We start from the raw sequence: 19,760 nt of genomic DNA on the forward strand, positions 1-19,760 counted from the left end.
TTAGTTATTGTAGATTGTCTTCACAATACTAGGCGATACTTTTCATATCGCAACAGATCACACCATAATTGTAATATCATTTCACTTTAAAGTTACTCTTTATAATTACAGATTTTTGTTAAATATTCATCCTGAATCGATATTAGTCAAACTTAACTATTTTCGAGAAGGATTCAGCCTCTAAACTAGCCCCTCCTACTAATGCACCATCAATATTCGGTTGAGCCATAATCTCTTTTACATTATGTGGTTTGACACTACCACCATATTGGATCCGTACAGCTTCTGCTGTTGCTTGATCATACATCATAGCAATCTTTTCACGAATAAAGCTGATTATTTCTTCCGCCTGTTCTGGAGTAGCAGTCTCTCCAGTTCCAATCGCCCATAGTGGCTCATAAGCAAGTACCATATTTTTTACATCTGCTGCTTCAATTCCTGACAAGCCAGCTTCCAGTTGGAATTCAACCTTATCAAAATGAGCCCCTACTTCTCTCTCTGCTAACTTCTCTCCAATACATAAGATCGGCTTTAAATCTTCAGCAAACGCTGTCTTTAATTTTAAGTTTAACAATTCATCTCCTTCACCAAAGATCTCTCTTCTTTCAGAATGACCGATAATTACATACTCACATCCTACAGATTTAATCATTGCTGGAGATAACTCTCCAGTATAAGCCCCACTCTCTTTCCAGTACATATTTTCAGCACCAAGAGCAATATTCGTATCCGCAACAACTTCATTCATCGGATATAAATCAACCGCCGGAGCACAAATAGCAATATCTACATCTTCAACTCCAACTACTAATTCTTTTAGTTCTGTCACCATCTCTACAGCTTGATCAACCGTCTTATTCATCTTCCAGTTTCCAGCAATAAATGGTCTACGCATAATTTATCCCTCCGTTTTTTAGTTTACAGTTTACAGTTGACAGTGGTGATTTTTACACAAAAAGTCTAATAAGACTCGTAGGACAGTTAAGAACAAAACCAACACTGCTTTCAACTGTAAACCGTCAACCGTTAACCGTCAACTATTTATTGTCTAGAGCCTCCACTGCAGGCAACGCCTTACCTTCAAAGAATTGCAGCGATGCTCCTCCGCCGGTGGATATATGAGTCATCTCATTCTCTAGCCCAGCTTTCTTGACTGCTGCTGCCGAGTCTCCACCACCGATGATTGTAGTTGCATCAGAATCCGCTAAAGCTTGAGCAACTTGATTGGTTCCCTTAGCGAAGTTATCCATTTCAAAGACACCCATTGGTCCATTCCACAGGATTGTTTGGGCTTCATTAATAATCTCACTGTAATTTTTAATTGTCTCCGGGCCAACATCTAATGCTTGCCAACCAGCTTCAATTGCATCAACTGCTACTACCTTATGTTCAGCATCAGCAGCAAAATCATCAGCAACGACTACATCAACAGGTAACGCTAAATTAACTCCTTTAGCTTCAGCCTGTTCAATCAACTGCTTAGCTAAATCAATCTTATCTTCTTCTAACAAAGAATCACCAATCTCATGCCCTTGGGCAGCAATGAAGGTATTAGCCATTCCGCCACCAATCAATAAGGCATCAACCTTTTCTAATAATGCCTCAATTACTCCAATCTTATCAGATACTTTTGCTCCTCCAATAATCGCTACAAATGGTTGCTCTGGATTTTTAACCGCTTGACCCATCGTCTCTAACTCATTTTGAATTAAAAATCCTAGTACTGCTTCATCAACATAGTCAGTAACCCCTGCCGTAGAAGCATGAGCTCGATGAGTAGCTCCAAAAGCATCATTGACATAAATATCTGCTAACTGACCAAGTTGTTTAGCAAACTCTGGATCATTCTTCTTTTCGCCAGGATTAAAGCGAATATTTTCTAGTAATAATATATCTCCAGCTTCCATTCTAGAGATTGCTTCTTGTGGTTCATCTCCAACAGTATCATCCGTCTTAATTACTGCCTGTTCTAATTTGTTTGATAATACTTGTGCAACTGGATCTAATCTTAACTCCTCTTTAACTTCACCGCCCGGTCGTCCTAAATGGCTCATTAAGATGACTTTGGCATCTTGTTCAAGCAAATAATTGATTGTCGGTAAAGCAGCTTCAATTCTTGTATCATCTGTTACTGTTCCCTCTTCTAAAGGCACATTAAAATCAACCCGTACTAACACCTTTTTTCCCTTAACATCTACATCCTTTAATATTTTCTTATCCATCTATTTACACCTCCACATTATAATTCACAATGTACAATTAAATTCAAAACCTTTAAACCTCTTAAAATCAAAGAACTTCACCTTGAAATTTTTAATTATTCATTATCAATTATTCTTGGTTGTTGTTTTTATGTTTTTACTAATTATTAGTCACCAATCACTAACATAGAAGTTGTCTTAGGGTCAGAAATAATCTGACCCTAAAATTAACCCCCTTACAACTTAAGTGCCAAATCAATAACTCGATTAGTATAACTTAACTCATTGTCATACCAAGAAATAATCTTAACCATATTACCATTAACAACCATTGTAGAATCAGCATCCACTAAAGAAGAATCTTCAATTCCCATAATATCACGAGATACAAGCTCTTCTTCAGTATATCCTAAGATACCATTCATTTCACCATCAGCTTTCTTTTTTAGAGCAGCGTTTACCTCTTCTACAGTAACATCTTTACCTAAAGTAAATACCCCATCAACACAAGAACCATTAGGAACTGGAACTCTCATTGCCATACCATCTATCTTACCTTCCAATTCAGGTAATACCTTAGTAGTTGCAATAGCAGCACCAGTAGTAGTAGGTATAATATTCTCAGCAGCAGCTCTACCTCTCCTTCGCTTACCAGCAGGAGCATCCAAGATAGCTTGAGTAGCAGTATAACCATGTACTGTAGTAATTAAAGCCTTCTCAATTCCAAATTCATCATTTAAAGCTTTAGCTAATGGAGCTAAACAGTTAGTAGTACATGATGCATTAGAAACAATCTTATCATCATCAGATAAGTCATCATCATTGACACCAAGTACAATTGTATTATCGATTTCATCTTTAGCTGGTACTGTTAAAAGAACCTTTTTAGCCCCAGCTTCTAAATGTTGTGTTATTTGTTCTCTCTTTCTAAATACACCAGTAGCCTCAATCACAACATCAATATCTTCTTCGCCCCATGGTAATTCATTAGGATTAGGAATTGCACTAACTGCAATTTCCTTCCCATTAACTACTAAGTTACCTTCATTGACTTCTACATCTCCATCAAAGCGACCATGTACAGAATCATATCTTAATAGATAAGCTAAAGTATCAACATCGGTCAGATCATTGATAGCAACAACCTCTAAATCTTCTCCTCTTTGTTCAACCAACCTTAAAAAACCTCTCCCAATACGACCAAAACCATTAATTGCAATTCTTTTACCCATTTTAACTCCTCCTTATAATTTCTAGTTTTATTTAAAAATAAAGCTTTACTTTGACAACTCCAAAATAGCCTTAGCAGCTTCTTGATCAGTAATTAAGATATCCTGATGTTTAGCTGAAATAACGGCTAAAATTGCTTTTGCCTTGCTCTTGCCTCCAGCAATAGCAATTACTTTTTTTATCTTAACCAGTTCCGATAATTTTAATCCTACACTAGTTGTTGAGCAAACAATCTTCCCTTCTTGAGCAAAATAATAACCAAAAGCTTCTCCTACAGCTCCTACTGACTTCAATTGCTTAATCTTTGCTCTTGGCATCCCCCTCCTTCGGGCCATTACTTCTGCAGTTCCTATCCCATGAATCAAGACATCTGCCTGTTTAGAAAGCTCTAAAACTCCTTGAATTGAATCTTCAGTAACCAACTTAGATATTGTATCTTCTTTTAAATTATCTGGTATATGTAATAAATGATACTCTCCACCCAATTTATCTGAAATTTTGGCTCCGATAGTATTTGCTTGAATTTCAACCCCTTCCCCTAATCCACCTCGACCTGGTACTACTGTAACATCTAACTCCTCTTGGCAAGGCACCATCATCTCGGCTACAGTAGCTAAAGTAGTACCACCAGTTACAGCAATAATATCCTCTTTTGAGATTAGATCCTTTAAAAAATCAGCAGCAAACCTTCCTAACTCTTCCTGATCTTGACCAGTATCTAAACAACTAGGGACGATATAGACATCTATTCCTAAAATTTGCTCTAATTGACGCTCTAACTCGGTCGTTCCTCTTAATTCTTTAATATAACCATCCAATTGCCACAATATTCTCTCACCACTAAAAGTAATTTTAGTACCAGCAGTAGTAACTTCAATAAAACCCTTTTCCTTTAAGAAAACCAAATGGTTACGGACAGTTCTTTCACTTAAATTAAGCTTATTTGCCAAAGATCTGCGACCAATCGGCTGCAAGCGAGAGATATTCTTTAAAATACCATACCTTTTTTCGATCATTTTGATCAATTCTGGTGCTATCTGTTGTTGTAATTTAAAGTAATCTACCATACTAGATCCCCCAAGTTAAATCTCAATCAATATCCAATATTTAGTATCTCCACAATCAGCTTTTTATATACTGGAAATATAATCTACTAACATCTAAATAAATTCAATTTAATTCTAAATTCGATTAATTTAATAATATTCGGGACAAATATGTCCATGTAGTATTTATATGTCCCGGAGTAGATAAAAAATAAAGTTGAGCAGCAATTAGCTCTACTGCACCCCTAAAATTTCTAGATGAAAAATATAATTCCTGCAAGAAAAACAACTTTTTTATTTTATAAAACTCAACTTCACCTAGAGCTTTGTTAATATATAATGTCAGTAGTCTATTAAAGTCAATCCCTTTGCTTTTTTGCTCTTTATTTTTTATTGCCACTGACTACTGACTACTTCTCTCTTCGGGTTCTTTGAACCCTTCGTGATGAAAAAATCCGCTCTTAGATTTTTTCTATCCACTACTTCCCCTTCAATTTATTAGCCGCCTTCTTAATCCTTCTCAACCGATGATTGACCCCCGATTTACTCAATGGAGGATCTAATAATTCTCCTAACTCCTTTAAACTAGAATAAGGATTCTCCCTTCTCAACTCTGCTATCTCCTGCAAACTAGCTGGTAACTTATCTAATCCTTGTAACCTATCAACCAATTCGATATCTTCTAAATGATTCTGAGCTGCAATTACTGTTTTGTTTAAATTAGCCGTTTCACAATTAACAATTCGATTAACTCGGTTACGAACATCCTTATAAACACGAGCATTTTCAAATTGTAACACTGCCCAATCGGAACCAATCAAATTCATTACCTTAATAATATCGTCTGCTCTTTTTAAGTATAATAAACAACTACCATTTTTAGAACGATATTTTAAATCAATTTTAAACTTTCTACATAATTTCTGTAACTGTAGAGCATATTCTTCAGAATTAACTGTTAACTCTAAATGATACTCGCTATCAGGATTGCTCACCGACCCAGCAGCTAAAAAAACCCCACGCAAATAAGATCTCGCACAATAATCTTGAGCTATTAACTCTTCTTTAATCTGAGGCTTAAGTTGATACGTATCTGTAATTAAACCACATTCAATTAAAATCTCCTTGACTCCTGGCTGAGGTGGTACTCTGATAATATAATAATTTTTTTTATCTAAATACATCTTCTTTCTAACTATTATATCTGTAAAAAAATCAAACTGCTCTTGCAATAATCTATAAATCCTTCTTGCTACAGCAGCATTCTTACTTTCTAATTTCAAAGCCAATTGTTGATTATCAATTCTTAAGCTTCCATTAACCTTAACTAAAGCTGCGAGCTCAGCTAGCCTACAACACTTAGCACCAAATTCTTGTCTTGCTATTTCATTTTTAACCTCATTTGTAAATGACATCCTTCTCCCACCTTCTACTGCTTAAAAATAATTACTCTTTTCCTCAATAATTAAGTCCATAATTACTCTAGCTAATTTATCATAATCATGTCTAACCAAATTAGACTGACTAATTACAGGTTCATGAAGCACCTTAACTCCTTGTTCTTTTAATCTAGTCAGATCTGCCTCTACAGGTTCTGCTCCTTCTTGAGCATACTTTTTAATCAAGCTTAGATCTACTTCTTCACTATTGACCAATACATGATCAACTATCTGTTCTCCTACATGATCATATAATGCCTGTACATGATCACTAGCTGTATAATGATCTGTTTCACCAGGCTGGGTCATTACATTGCAGACATATAATTTAAAAGCATCTGCCTTTTTAATCTCAGTTGTCAACTCCTCGACTAATAAATTAGGTAAAATGCTAGTATATAAACTACCAGGACCCAACACAATTGCGTCTGCCTCTTTAATAGCAGTTAAAGCTTCAGGCAAAGGTTTACTATCAGCTGGCTCAATAAAGACCTCTTCAATTTCACCTTTGACTTTAGGAATCTGTGATTCACCAGTAATAATTGTGCCATCTTTTAACTTAGCAGATAAATGTAAATCTTCTAGAGTAGAAGGCAAAACCTGCCCTTTAATAGCTAATACCTTGCTTGACTCTTTTACTCCCTGTTCAAAATCACCTAATAATTCAGACATAGTGGCTATAAATAAATTCCCAAAGCTATGCCCTTTTAATTCATCGCCTTTCTTAAAGCGATACTGAAATAATCTTTCCATTAAAGGTTCAGTATCTGCTAAAGCAACCAAACAATTTCTAATATCACCTGGTGGTAAGATACCTAATTGTTCTCGTAAAGCTCCTGAGCTTCCTCCATCATCAGCAACAGTTACAATAGCTGTAATATTATTAGTAAACTTCTTTATCCCTCGTAGCATAGTAGATAACCCAGTCCCACCCCCGACAACAACTATCTTTGGCCCTTTCTTTAAGTACCTCTTCTGATATAATAATTCCACTAAATTATCTTCCCTTTCAGGTAATACAGCTTCTAAGATAGAAGCGACCATCTTTCTAGTTCCTAGTAAAACTATCAAGATGCCTCCTACAATTAAACTAATTCCAATTAATTTGTGGATTAAATCAGCTAAATCACCGACTAAATCATTTAAAAAATTAATTACTAAACCTTCAACTAGACTTAGAGATTGAAAACTAACAACTATTCCTACTCCAATCCCAACCAATACAACTCCAATTGTAATTATAAACAACCATCTTTTAAATTTCAAACCAGGATAAAACCATTTAAATCCCTTCATCCATCACACTCCTATTTATTAGAATCACGATGCTCAATTAATACATTATATTCATTTTTTAACTCTTGGTATAGCTTTTCAGCTAAAGTAACGGAACGATGTTTACCACCTGTACAACCTACAGCAATCATTAAATGCGACTTTCCTTCTTTAATATATTGGGGTATTAAGAATTTGATCATGTCAAATAATTTATATTTAAATTTTTGAGTAATCGGCCATTTTAATACATAATCTTGTACTCTTTTATCTTCTCCAGTTAATGGTCTTAATGAATCAACATAGTGTGGATTAGGCAAAAACCTAACATCGAACATTAAATCAGAATCCAATGGTACTCCATATTTAAAACCAAAGGATAAAACTGATAGATTCAACTGCTTCTCATTCTTTTTTTCAATAAAATCTTCTTGTATCCTCTTCTTGAGTTCCTTAGGAGTCAAATTAGTAGTATCGATAATTTTATCAGCTTTCCCTCTTATCCTTTCTAATCTTTCACGTTCTAGATTAATCGCTTCTAAAATTCTTCCTTGCTGGGCCAACGGATGACGCCGTCTCGTCTTCTTAAATCTATTAATCAAAGTTTCTGTCTCTGCCTCTAAAAACAAAATTCTATAATTGGTAATAATATTTTCTAACTTGGCCAATTCAGCAAATAGATTATCAAAAAAATCTCCACCTCTAATATCAACCACTAAAGCTACTTGATTTATTTCTCCCTTTGACTGTCGACATAACTCTGCAAACTTAGAGATCAAAGCAGGCGGTAGATTATCAACACAAAAAAAACCAACATCTTCAAATATTTTAACCGTCTCTGATTTACCTGCTCCTGACATTCCAGTAATAATTACAAAATCAAGCTGTTCCTTCATCTGGTCCCTCCCATTTTAATTAATAATTGACAATTGATAGTTGATAGTTGAATTCAATTCTATTGGTACAATACATAATTATAAAGTATAAAGAGCATCTGTTTTTAACTAGAACTTGATCTTAATTGTCAATCGTACATTGTAAATTGCTTTTATTCGACTTATCCTTAATTATACCACTAATTTCTTGTTTAATAAACCAACAACTTATATCTGTCATTTTAGTAATATTAATTTTTTGGTGTTTTAAACAACATTAACAATATCTTCTATGATCAATCCAGAATTTTTAGCCACTTGTAAGGCAGAATCGACTTCTCCTACATCAACTGGTTTATGAGCATCACTACCCAGACTGAATTTTACATTTTCAGTAGCTGCAACCTTTACAAACTCCTCACTTAAATAACCATGACTAGCATTTATTTCTAAAACAGTATCGGTTTTAGCTGCTTCACGGGCCAACCTCCGAGTATCAATATTGATCCGATAACCTGGATGAGTAATAATATCTATTTTATAATTATGCAGAGCATTAATTAAAGCATCAGTATTCTTCTCTCTGATTTCAGTTGATTTTAATCCTAATTTATCAATAATTACATTATTAAAGATAATCCCTACTCCATCTTGCCAACTTGCTGGCTTAATCGGTAAATGCAACCCTACCAATACAACATCCAACTCTTCTAAAATAAATCGTGGTAAATCCAACCTACCATCTAAACTGATCACATTTGCTTCGACTCCAGTCAAAACCTTAATCTCTGGATATAACCGATCATACTTATCTACTTCCCTTTTTATCTCTAAAAAGCTAGCAGCATCCTCAACCCCAAAACCATAACAGGCTGGCCCATGATCAGAAATAGCTACCCTTTCTAAACCCTTTGTGATTGCTACCTCTATATTCTCTCTAATACTCCCTTTCCCATGACTATAGATAGTATGAGTATGGTAATCAGCATTCAACCGCATCACATTCACCCCAATAATATTTTATCCTACCTCAACAAATAAATACTAATTTCTGTCTAACAGACTCTCCTTCACTTTTCGTTTAGCAGCCACAAAATCCAACACTTGCTGTACAGAAGTATTTAAGATATCATCTGCTGTCAATTCTGCCTTCTTAACTAACTCTAATGCTAAATCAAACTTGCCAACCTGCTCAAAATAATGAGCATCAGTTCCTAGCGAAAGTTTAACGCCTATCTCCTTAGCCTTCTTAGCAATTTCTAAACATCTTTCTTTACTACCTGGTCGACTATAATAAGAACTATTATTTATCTCCAACAGAGTCTGCTCTTCTTTGGCAGCTTGTAGCACCTCATTAATTTCAACTTCATATTCTGGGTTCCCAGGATGAACTATAATATCTACTAACGGATTACGCATTGTATTAATCATTGCCGCAGTATTTTCTTCTTTACTGCGGGGGTTATAGCCAGCCCCGACATGAAAACCAGCCAATACAAGATCTAGATTAGCCAACACCTCAACCGGTAAATCCAATTGACCCAATCCATCGAATATGTTAGCTTCTACTCCTTTAATGATTCTAATCCCTTCTATTTCATTTGGAACAACTCTTAAATTACCAAAATGATAAAGGTGAGACCCACCAGGCATATTTGGCCCGTGATCTGTGATGGCCATTACCTCAATCCCATTCTGTTTAGCTCCTGCTGCCATCTCCTTAACAGTAGAATAAGCATGACCACTAGCAATCGTATGAGTATGTAAATCAGCTACTAAATTCATCAATCCCTCTGCCCCCCTCTATCTTAATTAAATGAAAATACCCAATCTTGCTCCTACAATACCTACTAAAGCTAAAATAAAGTATCCTTCAATTCCTGTTAATTTAAATAACCTTAATACAGCAAAAACGGCCAATAAAGCTTCTGCCCAAAGTATATGTTGTAAATTGCTTGTACTATAAAGACTATTAAAGTTTAAAATTAATGGGGTAGTCAATACAACCAAACCAATTAAAGCAAATCTAAAGTAATCCTTAAGCTCCAAGATATTAGTTCTATTCCATAAATAATATAAGCCATACCAAACTATTGGAAATAGTAATAACCCCCAATAATAATTATTATACACTAAAATAGATGTAATTATAGTAGCCAATGCATAAGAATAATACCAAATATTATCTCGGTGAAAGAGCGGCTTAAGCCCTTGAATTAAAAATATAGCTAATCCAACAACAGGAAATAATCCAGCAATAATTGACAGTTCAGATAAAAATTGAACTGGTGTTGCTCCTAGTAATCCCTGCACCACTGGTACACTAAATAAGATCAATAGGTTAAACATTAACAGAACCAAAACAAAATATTTAGTCCCTTCTAAAAATTCAAATGTTTCCTGAAAAGCAAATGATAAAATCACGACTAAACTTAAATTTAAAACCAAACTTATATTTCCTGATAAAATAGTTAAAGTAACAGCTAATAAACTTACTAGTAAACCATATTTAAAGCCAGCATTGTAATCAACTAAATTACTTCCCCAAATCAACTCTACTATAACTCCAATAGTAATTCCTGTACTAAAACCTTCAGACCCTAACAAGCTACCTACCAGCGGGGCCAACACAATCGGATGAAATAAAACCTTCCCTCTAAAATCAAGTTGCCGTCTAGCATAAACTAAACCAGTAATTAACAAAGCCAATATTAAGTTGAATATCCTTACTCACTCCTTTACTATTTATTTCTTCTAATTATTGTTTCCATAATTAGTTACATTATCCTTCTTTTTAAATTACATTGTATTGATATATAGTGGCACTTTGCCACTATATATCAGTGTACAGTTTACAGTTGATGGTTGACAGTGGATAGAAAAAATCTAAAAGCAGATTTTTTCATCACGAAGGGTTTAAAAAACCCGAAGGAAAACCATTAAAAACTTAAATCAAAATCACTCTAAACCTGCGAACATAAGGCATTTCAGAGGTCTTAATTTTTTAAGGTTTTGATCTTAACTGTAAACTGTTCACTGTACACTGTCAACTCAATTATGTGTCACAAAGTGACACATAATTGTAATAAATCCCTAAAATTAAAAAAGAGAGATATAAAATCTCCCTTTAAAGAAAATTCTATTCTGTTAAAGATCACATCACAATCTCTTCTTCATCCCAATCACTAGTTTCATACTCTGCTAAGACCCCACGATAGACCTCTACAGTCTGCTCAGCAATACTGGTCCAGTTATAATCCTCTTTCGCTTCTTGATAAGCATTAGCGACCATATTCTTAGTCAGTGCTTCATCATATAGAATTTTAAGTATATTTGACGCTAAAGATTTACTATCATCTGGATAAGTCTTCAATCCATTACGACGATGTTCAATTATCTCTCCTAGTCCACCCACATCCGAACCTACTAATGGAGTCTTAGTGATCATTGCTTCTAAAGCAACAATCCCAAATGGCTCATATAAACTAGGGAAGACAGCTACATCTGCTATTTGATACAAAGAATTTCTTAGTTTTTCTCGAGCATAACCGGTAAAATAAACGTGTTGGGCAATTCCTAACCTTCTAGCTTGGCTCTTCAAATCATCCTCTTTTGGTCCATTCCCAGCAATAATAAATTTAGTCTGTGGACTATACTTTAAGATTTGTGGTACAGCCTCTAATAAAACTTGGACTCCTTTCTCTTGCACTAACCTGCCAATAAAGAAGACAATATTCTCTTCAGGATGAGCAAAATTGGTCCTAAAGTTACCGTCATATTGAGCAGAAAAGTTCTCTTCTTTAACACCATTTCTAATAACTTTAACCTTGTCTTGAGGCAAAGAAAAATGCCCCGTTACCTCACTTTTCATATAATCACTACAACAGATTACTTCCCAAGCTTCATAGGTTGTCCACCATTCAATGTCATTGATATATTTTTGCTCTTCATTATGGATACCATGATTTCTACCAACTTCAGTAGCATGGATAGTCGTTACTAGTGGTAAAGCATAAGTATGTTTCAGGGTTTGACTAGCAAAGGTTACTAACCAATCATGACTATGAATTAGATCAATTTGATTATTATTAACAACTGAAATTGCTTTTTCAAGCAATTTATAATTGAGCAGCATAACCCATGAAGAAAAATCAGGGGTAGAGATTTTAGGGGTATAAACTCGATAAACATGTATTCCATTTTTTTGCTCATACTGTGGTGTATCTTCTGTTCCTTGTGTCACTAAATAAATTTCAATCCCTACCTTAGACAATTCAGGCAATAAATCATATAAATGACTGGCCAATCCTCCCTTGCTATATGGTGGGTATTCCCAAGACAAGACTAATATTTTCATTTCTTTCCCTCCAATTTCAATTGATAATGTACAATTTACAATTAAACTCCAAAGATAAACCAAAACATTAAAAAATCTACAATAACTCTCATGGTTTTAAACCTCACCCACACTCTCACAGACAACTGACATATTATATTGCAATAAAATTTTACTTCAAATCTATAATATAGTAATCGTAATACGAAAACTTAGCTTAAGTTAACTCGTAGATACATATGCTCTTTAATTATAAATTTACCTAGTTACCTTTTTTTATTCACAATAAGATGAATATCTTAACTTTAAGTTTAGCATATTAATAAAAGTAATCCTTATAATTGGAGGTGAATCAATGAATAAAAATGGATTACTAGCTATAATTTTACACGCTCATTTGCCGTACGTCCGACATCCAGAAGACAAACATGTCCTAGAGGAAGAATGGCTTTATGAAGCAACCACTGAAACTTATATTCCGTTAATCAAAATATTTTCAAATCTTATTCAAGATGGAATCAACTTTAACCTTACGCTTTCACTATCTCCAACTTTAATCTCTATGCTGACAGATGATCTACTCCAACAGCGTTATCTAGATTATTTGGATAATTTAATTAAGCTTAGTACTAAGGAACTAAGTAGAACTAAAAACAATTCAGAACTGCATCATTTGGCCGAAATGTATCAGCAAACTTTCTTAGAAGCTAAAAAAGTTTGGAGAGCTAATGATGGCAATTTAATCACTGCCTTTAAACAATTTCAGGATCTTGGCGTACTAGAAATAATTACTTGCCCTGCTACTCATGGCTATCTACCTTTGATTAAGTTGTATCCTGAAGCTGTTAAAGCTCAAATTAAACTAGGAATTAAGACTTATCAACAACATTTTGATCGTAAACCAGCAGGAATTTGGATTCCAGAATGTGGTTATTATCCTGAACAAGATCAATTCTTATGGGAAGAGGGAATTCGCTACTTCTTTACTGATAGTCATGGTATCTTAAATGCAAAACCTAAACCACATTATGCCAATTTTGCTCCTATCTATTGCCCTTCTGGAGTAGCGGCTTTTGCTAGAGATTTAGAGTCTTCCAAGCAAGTCTGGAGTGCTACAGAAGGCTATCCTGGTGATTATGATTATCGTGAATTTTATCGTGATATTGGCTATGATTTAGACTATGATTATATAAAGCCACATCTTCATCCTGAAGGCTTTAGAAAACAGACTGGTATCAAATATTATAGAATTACTGGTGAAGGTAGCCATAAAGAACTCTATAAACCTCATTGGGCCAAAGAAAAGGCTGCTATTCACGCTGGAAACTTCCTCTTTAATCGCCAAGTTCAAGCAGAATATCTTAACCAACGAATGGACAGAACTCCAATCATTATTTCACCTTACGATGCAGAGCTATTTGGACATTGGTGGTATGAAGGGCCAACTTGGTTGGAATTCTTAATCAGAAAAATAGCTTGTGATCAACAAGAGATCGCATTAAGCACCCCTAGTCAATATTTAGATAAATATCCAATTAATCAAGTTGCAACTCCCTCACAATCAAGTTGGGGTGATGAAGGATATAACCAAGTTTGGTTAAATCAAACTAATGATTGGATTTATCCTCAACTCCATCAGATGACTGAAAAAATGATTAATTTAGCTAACAAAGTAACCAATCCTAATCAACTGGAAGAAAGAACACTTAATCAGCTTGCTAGGGAATTATTGTTGGCCCAAAGTAGTGATTGGGCATTCATCTTAAAGACAGATACAATGACAGAGTATGCCACTAGACGCCTTAATCAGCACTTTGAAAACTTCGAAAAGCTTTATCAACAGTTGCAACAAAGTAGGATCAATAACGACTATTTAAAACAGTTAGAGGCTAAAAACAATCTATTTCCAAACTTAGGCTATAAAATTTATCAAAGTAATGAGAATGCTAATTATAAAGAGGTGACTATTTGATGTTACTATTAATCTATTCTTTAATTGCTATTGTAATCAGTGGAGTAATCTTTTACTTCCTGTGGCTTGAAAGGGATGATCCAGAAGAAAAACCTGAATTGAATCAACAACGGACTGACTCACAAACAGACTTAAATAGGTTAAATTATGATCTAGAAACTGGAGAAGAATTAACTAATCTTGATGCTGATTTTGAATTTGACAACTTAATTAGTCACTACTGGAGAAAAGGTATTGATCAACAAGCAGAAGACTTTATTCGTCTCCCTTCTGATGCTTATATAAATATTCCGCCCCTAGCTCAAGAAACATTAGATGATCTTAGGGAAGATATCTGTAATAACAGATTAGTAATATTGACTCAATCTCCAGAATCAATTCATGCTTATTGGAATGTATCAGGCTTAGATTCAGGGGAGGGTCGACCAACCCTTAGGATTTATGATCTTACAGTAGGGTTAGAAGGAGTAGTTGATAATTATTTCGATATAGAAATTTCACCTACTACTGATAATTGGTATATTGAAGTACCAAATAAAAACCACAAATATTATGCAGAGATTGGTTTACTAACAGATGGGCACCTGTTTATCTCTTTAGCAAGATCAAATTCAATCTTAATCCCTACTGATCAACCTGAATTTGAATATGGTGAGTTATGGATGGAGGTTGTTGATCATCAAAAAGAATATGTTGCTTATCAACCCAATGCCTCTTTAGAATCTAATCATGAAATTTCAAACACTTCTTCCTCTACTCTAGTCAAAAATGATTAACTAATTACAGTCAATATAAAAAAATAAAGGGCTTTCGAACTTAAGTTCGAAAGCCCTTTATTTTTTTAGCTATATTGTTGACCATTATGAACTTCAAAACTCCAGTTATGCCCATTATTATTATCCCAGTTTTCTGCTGAGTCTTTGAAGCAAAAATTTAATCGTTCAGTAGTATTGACTCTTAATTGAGCACTCCATTCTCCTGTAGAATTAGGTTCCATTTTAATATCTGTTATCTCACGCCAATTATCATTATAACCAACCCCAGCATGCAAATAAACTTCGTTTGCTCCTTCATCTGTTAACAATCCTTTATAATTAACTGTCACTTTCTCTCCAGCACTAATTGGTGTTGGGTTTACCACTACTTCTGAATGCTCCAACTTAACGCCCTCCTTTAATAGTATTTACCTATAGTATTTACAATAATCATTATCTTATAATAGACAATTTTTGTTATTAGCTACTCCGTTCAGCTACTTTATTTAATATAAATTTAATCAATACTCCAATTAACGACAATAATAATATGATTACAAACCCAAAAATAATAATAAATTTAAAATGTAAATCTAAAGATGGGCCAACAGCTTTAATAGTAGCCAACTGCTGTTCTTCTACATCAAAGCTTCCTAGAATCTCTTTTTGCTCCATTCCTTCAGGTACTAAAATATCCAAAACATTCGGATTTAAATCAGTATTAGTTCCTCCTCCAAACTTCCAGCCAGTTGGCTCTTTTTGTACTTCCCGATAATTATCATAACCAAAGCCATCTAATGAGCCTACCAAAACATAATAATGTGCTTTTTCTAAGTCACCTAATTTCTGTTGGGGAATAGTAACTTTAATCGTTTGATTATCATCTAACACTGCTATATTTCCTTCCTCAACCCTTCCATCTACTTCAACATCAGCCCGATGATCAAAAATCTCCAATGACCAACCAGTGATCTTGAGCAATTTATTCCAAGGATGTGCTTCTTCAAATTGAACATTGGCCCCAGGTTTAAAGGTATCTGTCCTTCCTCCATCTTGATTGTCAATATAAACCTGGACCAACTGATGGCTAAAGCCATATTTAGCATGCCAAGGATTGGTCAACTCTACAAATTTAAAATAAAAATTATAATTATTATCTTCTTCTTCCACTCTGAAATAAGTCAAATCAAACAAACCCTGATATGGTTCAAATTGTTCACTTTTAGGATATAGATAACTCCCTGGTCCATATTCATCACCAATTGAATCTTCCATTTCAAAGATAACATTATTCCCTGCTTGAACAGAAATTCCAATTAATAATATACTTAAGCTAAGAAATAATATTCCTGTAATCCTTTTCATTAAAACCTCCCCTTTAGAAATTCTCTTATCTATTGTTATGAAATAAAGCAAGGGAATATTATTACCATAATTTAAAAACTCCGTTTAAATAATTTAAACGGAGTTAACTAATTAATATATATTCAACTTTTTTATTAATTCTGTAAAACCTTGTATAATTTAAACTTTATACTTTGAATTGTTCTATCAATTTTTGTAACTCTTGAGCCATTTCAGCTAATTCTTGTGATGAGTGAGTAACTTCATCAGACATACTACTTATATCTTCTGTTGCATTTATTACTTTATCACTATTTTCTGCTAAATGATTAGTAGAGTTAGCAGTTTGTTCTATCTGAATTGATGTTTCTTCTACTGCATTTTTGATACTATTAAATACATTACCTGTTTCTACTGCTATTTTTCTTCCTTTTTTAGCTTTAATCTCAACCTCTTTTACTTTTTCTATTCCCTTTTTAGATTGTTTCTGAGTTTTATTAACTAAATCAGAAATTTCACCAGTCGCCTTAGACGTTTCGCTTGCCAACTGTCTTATTTCTTCTGCTACAACAGCAAAACCTTGTCCATGTTCCCCAGCTCTAGCTGCTTCAATAGCAGCATTTAAAGCAAGAAGATTAGTCTGTTCTGCAATATTAGTTATTAAATCAACTATCCGTCCTATTTCTTCTGAATTTTTATCTAATTTATTGATTACCTTCACAGTTTCAGTAACTACTATATTTATCTCTTTAATACTATTAACTGTTTCTTCTATATTTTGACTGCCTATATTAGTCTGTGAATTAGCCTGTTGAGAAAAACTAGCAACTTCCTGAGCACTTGCTGAAATCTCTTCGATTCCTGCTGACATTTCTTGAATTAATCCATTTGTTGCTTCTATACTAGCATTACCTTCTTGGGCACTAGCTGATAATTCTTCACTATAAGCTGAAACATTTTCTATTGAATTACGAATTTGAATTATCATATCTTTGATTTTATTTTTCATCTTGTTTATTGCTTCTACCATTTTTCCTGTTTCATCTTCAGCCTCAATATCAACCTCTACATTTAAGTTACCTTCAGAAATTTCTCTTGTAAAATCTACAACTTTTAAAATCGGATTAACTATTTTGTCACTCATAATATTAATCCCTATAAATAATAAAAGTGAAAGTAATGACATAACTACTAAAACAGAAATAAAGATGTTTCTAACCATTGAATCAATAAATTCTTGTGGAGCCCCTATATACCAAATTCCTATAATTTCTCCTTGAGCATCCTTAATAGGAGTATAAGCAGTTTGATAACTGTGTCCTACAACATCAGCCTCCCCGTAGAAATTTTCCCCTTCTTCTAATACAACTTGACCTACCTCATCTGATATAACAATTCCCACAGCTCGCTCTCCGTCAGCTATTACATTAGTTGTTACTCTTGTATCATCAGCAAAAATACTAACTGTATTATCAGTTAATTCACCAATATAATCAACTATTTCAAAATTTTCATTCATTAATATATCACCTTTATACAACTTATCACCTTCTAAGCTCCAATCACCTGGATATTTAGCATCAATAACATAATAAGCAGTCTGTAAATCAGTTCTTGCTTTTTCTACTGCTACTTCTTGAGCTTGATTGACAACAATGATTCTAATAGCAAATAAAGTTAAAACTCCTAAAATTATAATAGAAAATAAAAATAATATTAGTAGTTTGAGCTTAATTGATAACTTTTTGAATTTTGATAAAATCTTATTCATTGTTTTAATCACCCTTCATAGTTATAATTAACTTATTCATAATTTTGACTTCTCTCCACATTACCATTAGTTCTACAAGGCTTTGGTTTTTACCTTGATTGGACTTTCACCCATTGGATATATCTAGCTTCGCTGGACATACAACGTCCTATTAATGCTCTGCAACCTAATTTAATGCAACCTAAATTTCATAAGTCATCCCAAGCCTGCATTTATGCTCTGCCACTAGATATATAGTATAGGTAAAACTTTGATATTATCTCCGCTTTTTCCCCTACTCCACACTAGGCATGAGATTTTCAAACTCACCTAGCGTTTCATCTAGTTCTAAACTACTTTGATTCCACCATTTCCTAACATTGAATGAAACTTATTAAGCTTACTCAAAGCTTTTTCATTTAGATAAACCGTAATTCTATTGTTGTATTTACTATAATATTTTTGATAAATTTTAGATTTATAGCTTCTTTCAGAAAATGAGCTCGTAACCTGTTTTCTAAGGCTCTATTGACTGTAAAGGCAATTTCATTAAAATATAAATTAATATCTGTAGCCATTGAGTAGTAATTTTGCATCCCTAAAATCATTAAATTTAATTTATTTACCTCTTTTGCTTTAGGATTGTTTTTAATCTCTTTAATTTGTTGTTCTAACTTATATGCAATCACCACTTTACAAAAAATCTAAATAAAAAATAAAAAATGCGACCAATCTCCTTTTTAAGATAAGATCTCCGACCAAGAAGAATCAAGAAAGGAGAATCAGTCGCATGAATATTATATCAAATAATCAAAATAGTATCTACTCTATCATCAAAAAATTTGCTAATAATTGTCGTTATCTTTTCACAAAGAAGACTTTTAAAATGTTATTTTAGGTTATAATTTCTATTATGAGCTTTGAGAAAATCCATTCTCTCAGATTTATCTGGAATAATTTTATCTCTAAGCATATGAATAGTAGTCTAAATTCATTATACTACTTTTTCTCATATAGCAAATGGAGCTTAGGGAAGATGATGAAAAGAACAGTAAGTCTACTTTTAGATATTATCCCAGAAGAACTAAGAGATGAAAAAGTATTTCTAATTATTGATGACACTCTTCAAGAGAAATTCGGTAATAAATTCGCTGGTCATAATAACTTTTTTGATCATGTTAGGCGTAATGGTAGTAATTACTTGAAATGTAACACTTTCGTTTGTTTATCTATATCTATACCTATTTCTCAATCGGAGGATGGTCTTGAATATAAAACAATCCCAATTGGATTTAAATTATATAAAAAAGATAAGAGTAAACTGACTATTGCTCAAAAGCTAATAGATAACGTTCTAAGATTATTGAGTGATAAAGATATTACTCTTATCTGTGATGCATAGTATACAAAAGGTGATACAGTGGTGTAATTAATATATATTCAACTTTAAGATGAAGCTAAATTGATATATAGTTTCACTTTTAAAATTAAAATCTGCAACCAATAAACTTCAAAATCAGTTTCGAGAGGGCTAAAA

Annotated in this window: 19 protein-coding genes; 3 read left to right on the top strand and 16 right to left on the bottom strand. The window is 33.6% G+C overall.

The annotated features are described in order from the left end of the window. Positions 1 to 142: 142 nt before the first annotated feature. The 12 genes from tpiA to MWH25_RS09895 all read right to left on the bottom strand — a co-directional run bounded on the left by tpiA (position 143) and on the right by MWH25_RS09895 (position 12,423). On the bottom strand, positions 143 to 895 hold the full coding sequence (gene tpiA / locus MWH25_RS09840) for a triose-phosphate isomerase (RefSeq protein WP_248627482.1): 753 nt from the start codon (positions 893 to 895) through the stop codon (positions 143 to 145). A gap of 142 nt (positions 896 to 1,037) precedes the next feature. Next, positions 1,038 to 2,222: a phosphoglycerate kinase gene (locus MWH25_RS09845; protein WP_248627483.1), complete on the bottom strand. Its 1,185-nt coding sequence runs from the start codon at positions 2,220 to 2,222 to the stop codon at positions 1,038 to 1,040. Between the two features lie 215 nt (positions 2,223 to 2,437). Continuing rightward, positions 2,438 to 3,433, bottom strand: coding sequence for a type I glyceraldehyde-3-phosphate dehydrogenase (gene gap / locus MWH25_RS09850; protein ID WP_248627484.1), 996 nt, complete (start codon positions 3,431 to 3,433; stop codon positions 2,438 to 2,440). 45 nt (positions 3,434 to 3,478) lie between these two features. Further along, on the bottom strand, positions 3,479 to 4,498 hold the full coding sequence (locus tag MWH25_RS09855; protein ID WP_248627485.1) for a sugar-binding transcriptional regulator: 1,020 nt from the start codon (positions 4,496 to 4,498) through the stop codon (positions 3,479 to 3,481). A 124-nt stretch (positions 4,499 to 4,622) separates the two neighbouring features. Next, positions 4,623 to 4,877: a hypothetical protein gene (locus tag MWH25_RS09860; protein ID WP_248627486.1), complete on the bottom strand. Its 255-nt coding sequence runs from the start codon at positions 4,875 to 4,877 to the stop codon at positions 4,623 to 4,625. 79 nt (positions 4,878 to 4,956) lie between these two features. Beyond that, positions 4,957 to 5,892, bottom strand: a complete 936-nt coding sequence (gene whiA, locus MWH25_RS09865) for a DNA-binding protein WhiA (protein WP_248627487.1) — start codon at positions 5,890 to 5,892, stop codon at positions 4,957 to 4,959. A 21-nt stretch (positions 5,893 to 5,913) separates the two neighbouring features. Beyond that, on the bottom strand, positions 5,914 to 7,212 hold the full coding sequence (locus MWH25_RS09870; protein WP_248627488.1) for a gluconeogenesis factor YvcK family protein: 1,299 nt from the start codon (positions 7,210 to 7,212) through the stop codon (positions 5,914 to 5,916). An 11-nt stretch (positions 7,213 to 7,223) separates the two neighbouring features. Then, positions 7,224 to 8,087 (bottom strand): RNase adapter RapZ, encoded by an 864-nt coding sequence (gene rapZ / locus MWH25_RS09875; protein ID WP_248627489.1) that lies wholly within the window; start codon positions 8,085 to 8,087, stop codon positions 7,224 to 7,226. A gap of 246 nt (positions 8,088 to 8,333) precedes the next feature. Then, entirely contained in the window at positions 8,334 to 9,065 is a 732-nt protein-coding gene (locus MWH25_RS09880; protein WP_248627490.1) for a PHP domain-containing protein, read from the bottom strand. A gap of 45 nt (positions 9,066 to 9,110) precedes the next feature. Then, complete coding sequence (locus MWH25_RS09885) at positions 9,111 to 9,851, bottom strand: phosphatase (protein WP_248627499.1); 741 nt, start codon at positions 9,849 to 9,851, stop codon at positions 9,111 to 9,113. Positions 9,852 to 9,878: 27 nt separating this feature from the next. After that, positions 9,879 to 10,775, bottom strand: a complete 897-nt coding sequence (locus tag MWH25_RS09890; protein ID WP_248627491.1) for an LTA synthase family protein — start codon at positions 10,773 to 10,775, stop codon at positions 9,879 to 9,881. Between the two features lie 445 nt (positions 10,776 to 11,220). Then, positions 11,221 to 12,423, bottom strand: coding sequence for a glycosyltransferase family 4 protein (locus MWH25_RS09895; RefSeq protein WP_248627492.1), 1,203 nt, complete (start codon positions 12,421 to 12,423; stop codon positions 11,221 to 11,223). Between the two features lie 334 nt (positions 12,424 to 12,757). Between MWH25_RS09895 and MWH25_RS09900 the strand changes: the two genes are divergently transcribed. Further along, positions 12,758 to 14,374 carry a glycoside hydrolase family 57 protein gene (locus MWH25_RS09900; protein ID WP_248627493.1) on the top strand — a complete coding sequence of 539 codons (1,617 nt, stop codon included), beginning with the start codon at positions 12,758 to 12,760 and terminating at the stop codon, positions 14,372 to 14,374. Continuing rightward, complete coding sequence (locus MWH25_RS09905) at positions 14,374 to 15,150, top strand: DUF4912 domain-containing protein (protein ID WP_248627494.1); 777 nt, start codon at positions 14,374 to 14,376, stop codon at positions 15,148 to 15,150. Before MWH25_RS09900 ends, MWH25_RS09905 begins: the two co-directional genes overlap by 1 nt. A 65-nt stretch (positions 15,151 to 15,215) precedes the next feature. On the opposite strand, the gene MWH25_RS09910 is transcribed toward MWH25_RS09905, so the two are convergent. The 4 genes from MWH25_RS09910 to MWH25_RS09925 form a co-directional block, all read right to left on the bottom strand. Beyond that, positions 15,216 to 15,533 (bottom strand): carbohydrate-binding protein, encoded by a 318-nt coding sequence (locus MWH25_RS09910; RefSeq protein ID WP_248627495.1) that lies wholly within the window; start codon positions 15,531 to 15,533, stop codon positions 15,216 to 15,218. Positions 15,534 to 15,609: 76 nt separating this feature from the next. Then, positions 15,610 to 16,494, bottom strand: a complete 885-nt coding sequence (locus MWH25_RS09915) for a glucodextranase DOMON-like domain-containing protein (RefSeq protein WP_248627496.1) — start codon at positions 16,492 to 16,494, stop codon at positions 15,610 to 15,612. Between the two features lie 166 nt (positions 16,495 to 16,660). Further along, a complete protein-coding gene (locus tag MWH25_RS09920) occupies positions 16,661 to 18,244 on the bottom strand; it encodes a methyl-accepting chemotaxis protein (protein WP_248627497.1) in 1,584 nt (527 codons plus the stop codon). Between the two features lie 398 nt (positions 18,245 to 18,642). Then, on the bottom strand, positions 18,643 to 18,915 hold the full coding sequence (locus tag MWH25_RS09925) for a hypothetical protein (protein ID WP_248627498.1): 273 nt from the start codon (positions 18,913 to 18,915) through the stop codon (positions 18,643 to 18,645). 281 nt (positions 18,916 to 19,196) lie between these two features. Between MWH25_RS09925 and MWH25_RS09930 the strand changes: the two genes are divergently transcribed. Beyond that, positions 19,197 to 19,625 (top strand): transposase, encoded by a 429-nt coding sequence (locus tag MWH25_RS09930; RefSeq protein WP_248627500.1) that lies wholly within the window; start codon positions 19,197 to 19,199, stop codon positions 19,623 to 19,625. Positions 19,626 to 19,760 lie beyond the last annotated feature (135 nt).

This window comes from Natroniella acetigena (genome assembly GCF_023227745.1).
GTDB classification, from domain to species: domain Bacteria; phylum Bacillota; class Halanaerobiia; order Halobacteroidales; family Halobacteroidaceae; genus Natroniella; species Natroniella acetigena.

Bases quoted from the DNA above. Each gene is read 5' to 3' on its own strand.
- gap (WP_248627484.1), bottom strand. From the start codon at position 3,433: ATGGGTAAAAGAATTGCAATTAATGGTTTTGGTCGTATTGGGAGAGGT.
- MWH25_RS09855 (WP_248627485.1), bottom strand. From the start codon at position 4,498: ATGGTAGATTACTTTAAATTACAACAACAGATAGCACCAGAATTGATC.
- MWH25_RS09845 (WP_248627483.1), bottom strand. From the start codon at position 2,222: ATGGATAAGAAAATATTAAAGGATGTAGATGTTAAGGGAAAAAAGGTG.
- rapZ (WP_248627489.1), bottom strand. From the start codon at position 8,087: ATGAAGGAACAGCTTGATTTTGTAATTATTACTGGAATGTCAGGAGCA.
- MWH25_RS09930 (WP_248627500.1), top strand. From the start codon at position 19,197: ATGAATAGTAGTCTAAATTCATTATACTACTTTTTCTCATATAGCAAA.
- MWH25_RS09880 (WP_248627490.1), bottom strand. From the start codon at position 9,065: ATGCGGTTGAATGCTGATTACCATACTCATACTATCTATAGTCATGGG.
- MWH25_RS09895 (WP_248627492.1), bottom strand. From the start codon at position 12,423: ATGAAAATATTAGTCTTGTCTTGGGAATACCCACCATATAGCAAGGGA.
- MWH25_RS09920 (WP_248627497.1), bottom strand. From the start codon at position 18,244: ATGAATAAGATTTTATCAAAATTCAAAAAGTTATCAATTAAGCTCAAA.
- MWH25_RS09915 (WP_248627496.1), bottom strand. From the start codon at position 16,494: ATGAAAAGGATTACAGGAATATTATTTCTTAGCTTAAGTATATTATTA.
- MWH25_RS09870 (WP_248627488.1), bottom strand. From the start codon at position 7,212: ATGAAGGGATTTAAATGGTTTTATCCTGGTTTGAAATTTAAAAGATGG.
- MWH25_RS09905 (WP_248627494.1), top strand. From the start codon at position 14,374: ATGTTACTATTAATCTATTCTTTAATTGCTATTGTAATCAGTGGAGTA.
- whiA (WP_248627487.1), bottom strand. From the start codon at position 5,892: ATGTCATTTACAAATGAGGTTAAAAATGAAATAGCAAGACAAGAATTT.
- MWH25_RS09900 (WP_248627493.1), top strand. From the start codon at position 12,758: ATGAATAAAAATGGATTACTAGCTATAATTTTACACGCTCATTTGCCG.
- MWH25_RS09885 (WP_248627499.1), bottom strand. From the start codon at position 9,851: ATGAATTTAGTAGCTGATTTACATACTCATACGATTGCTAGTGGTCAT.
- tpiA (WP_248627482.1), bottom strand. From the start codon at position 895: ATGCGTAGACCATTTATTGCTGGAAACTGGAAGATGAATAAGACGGTT.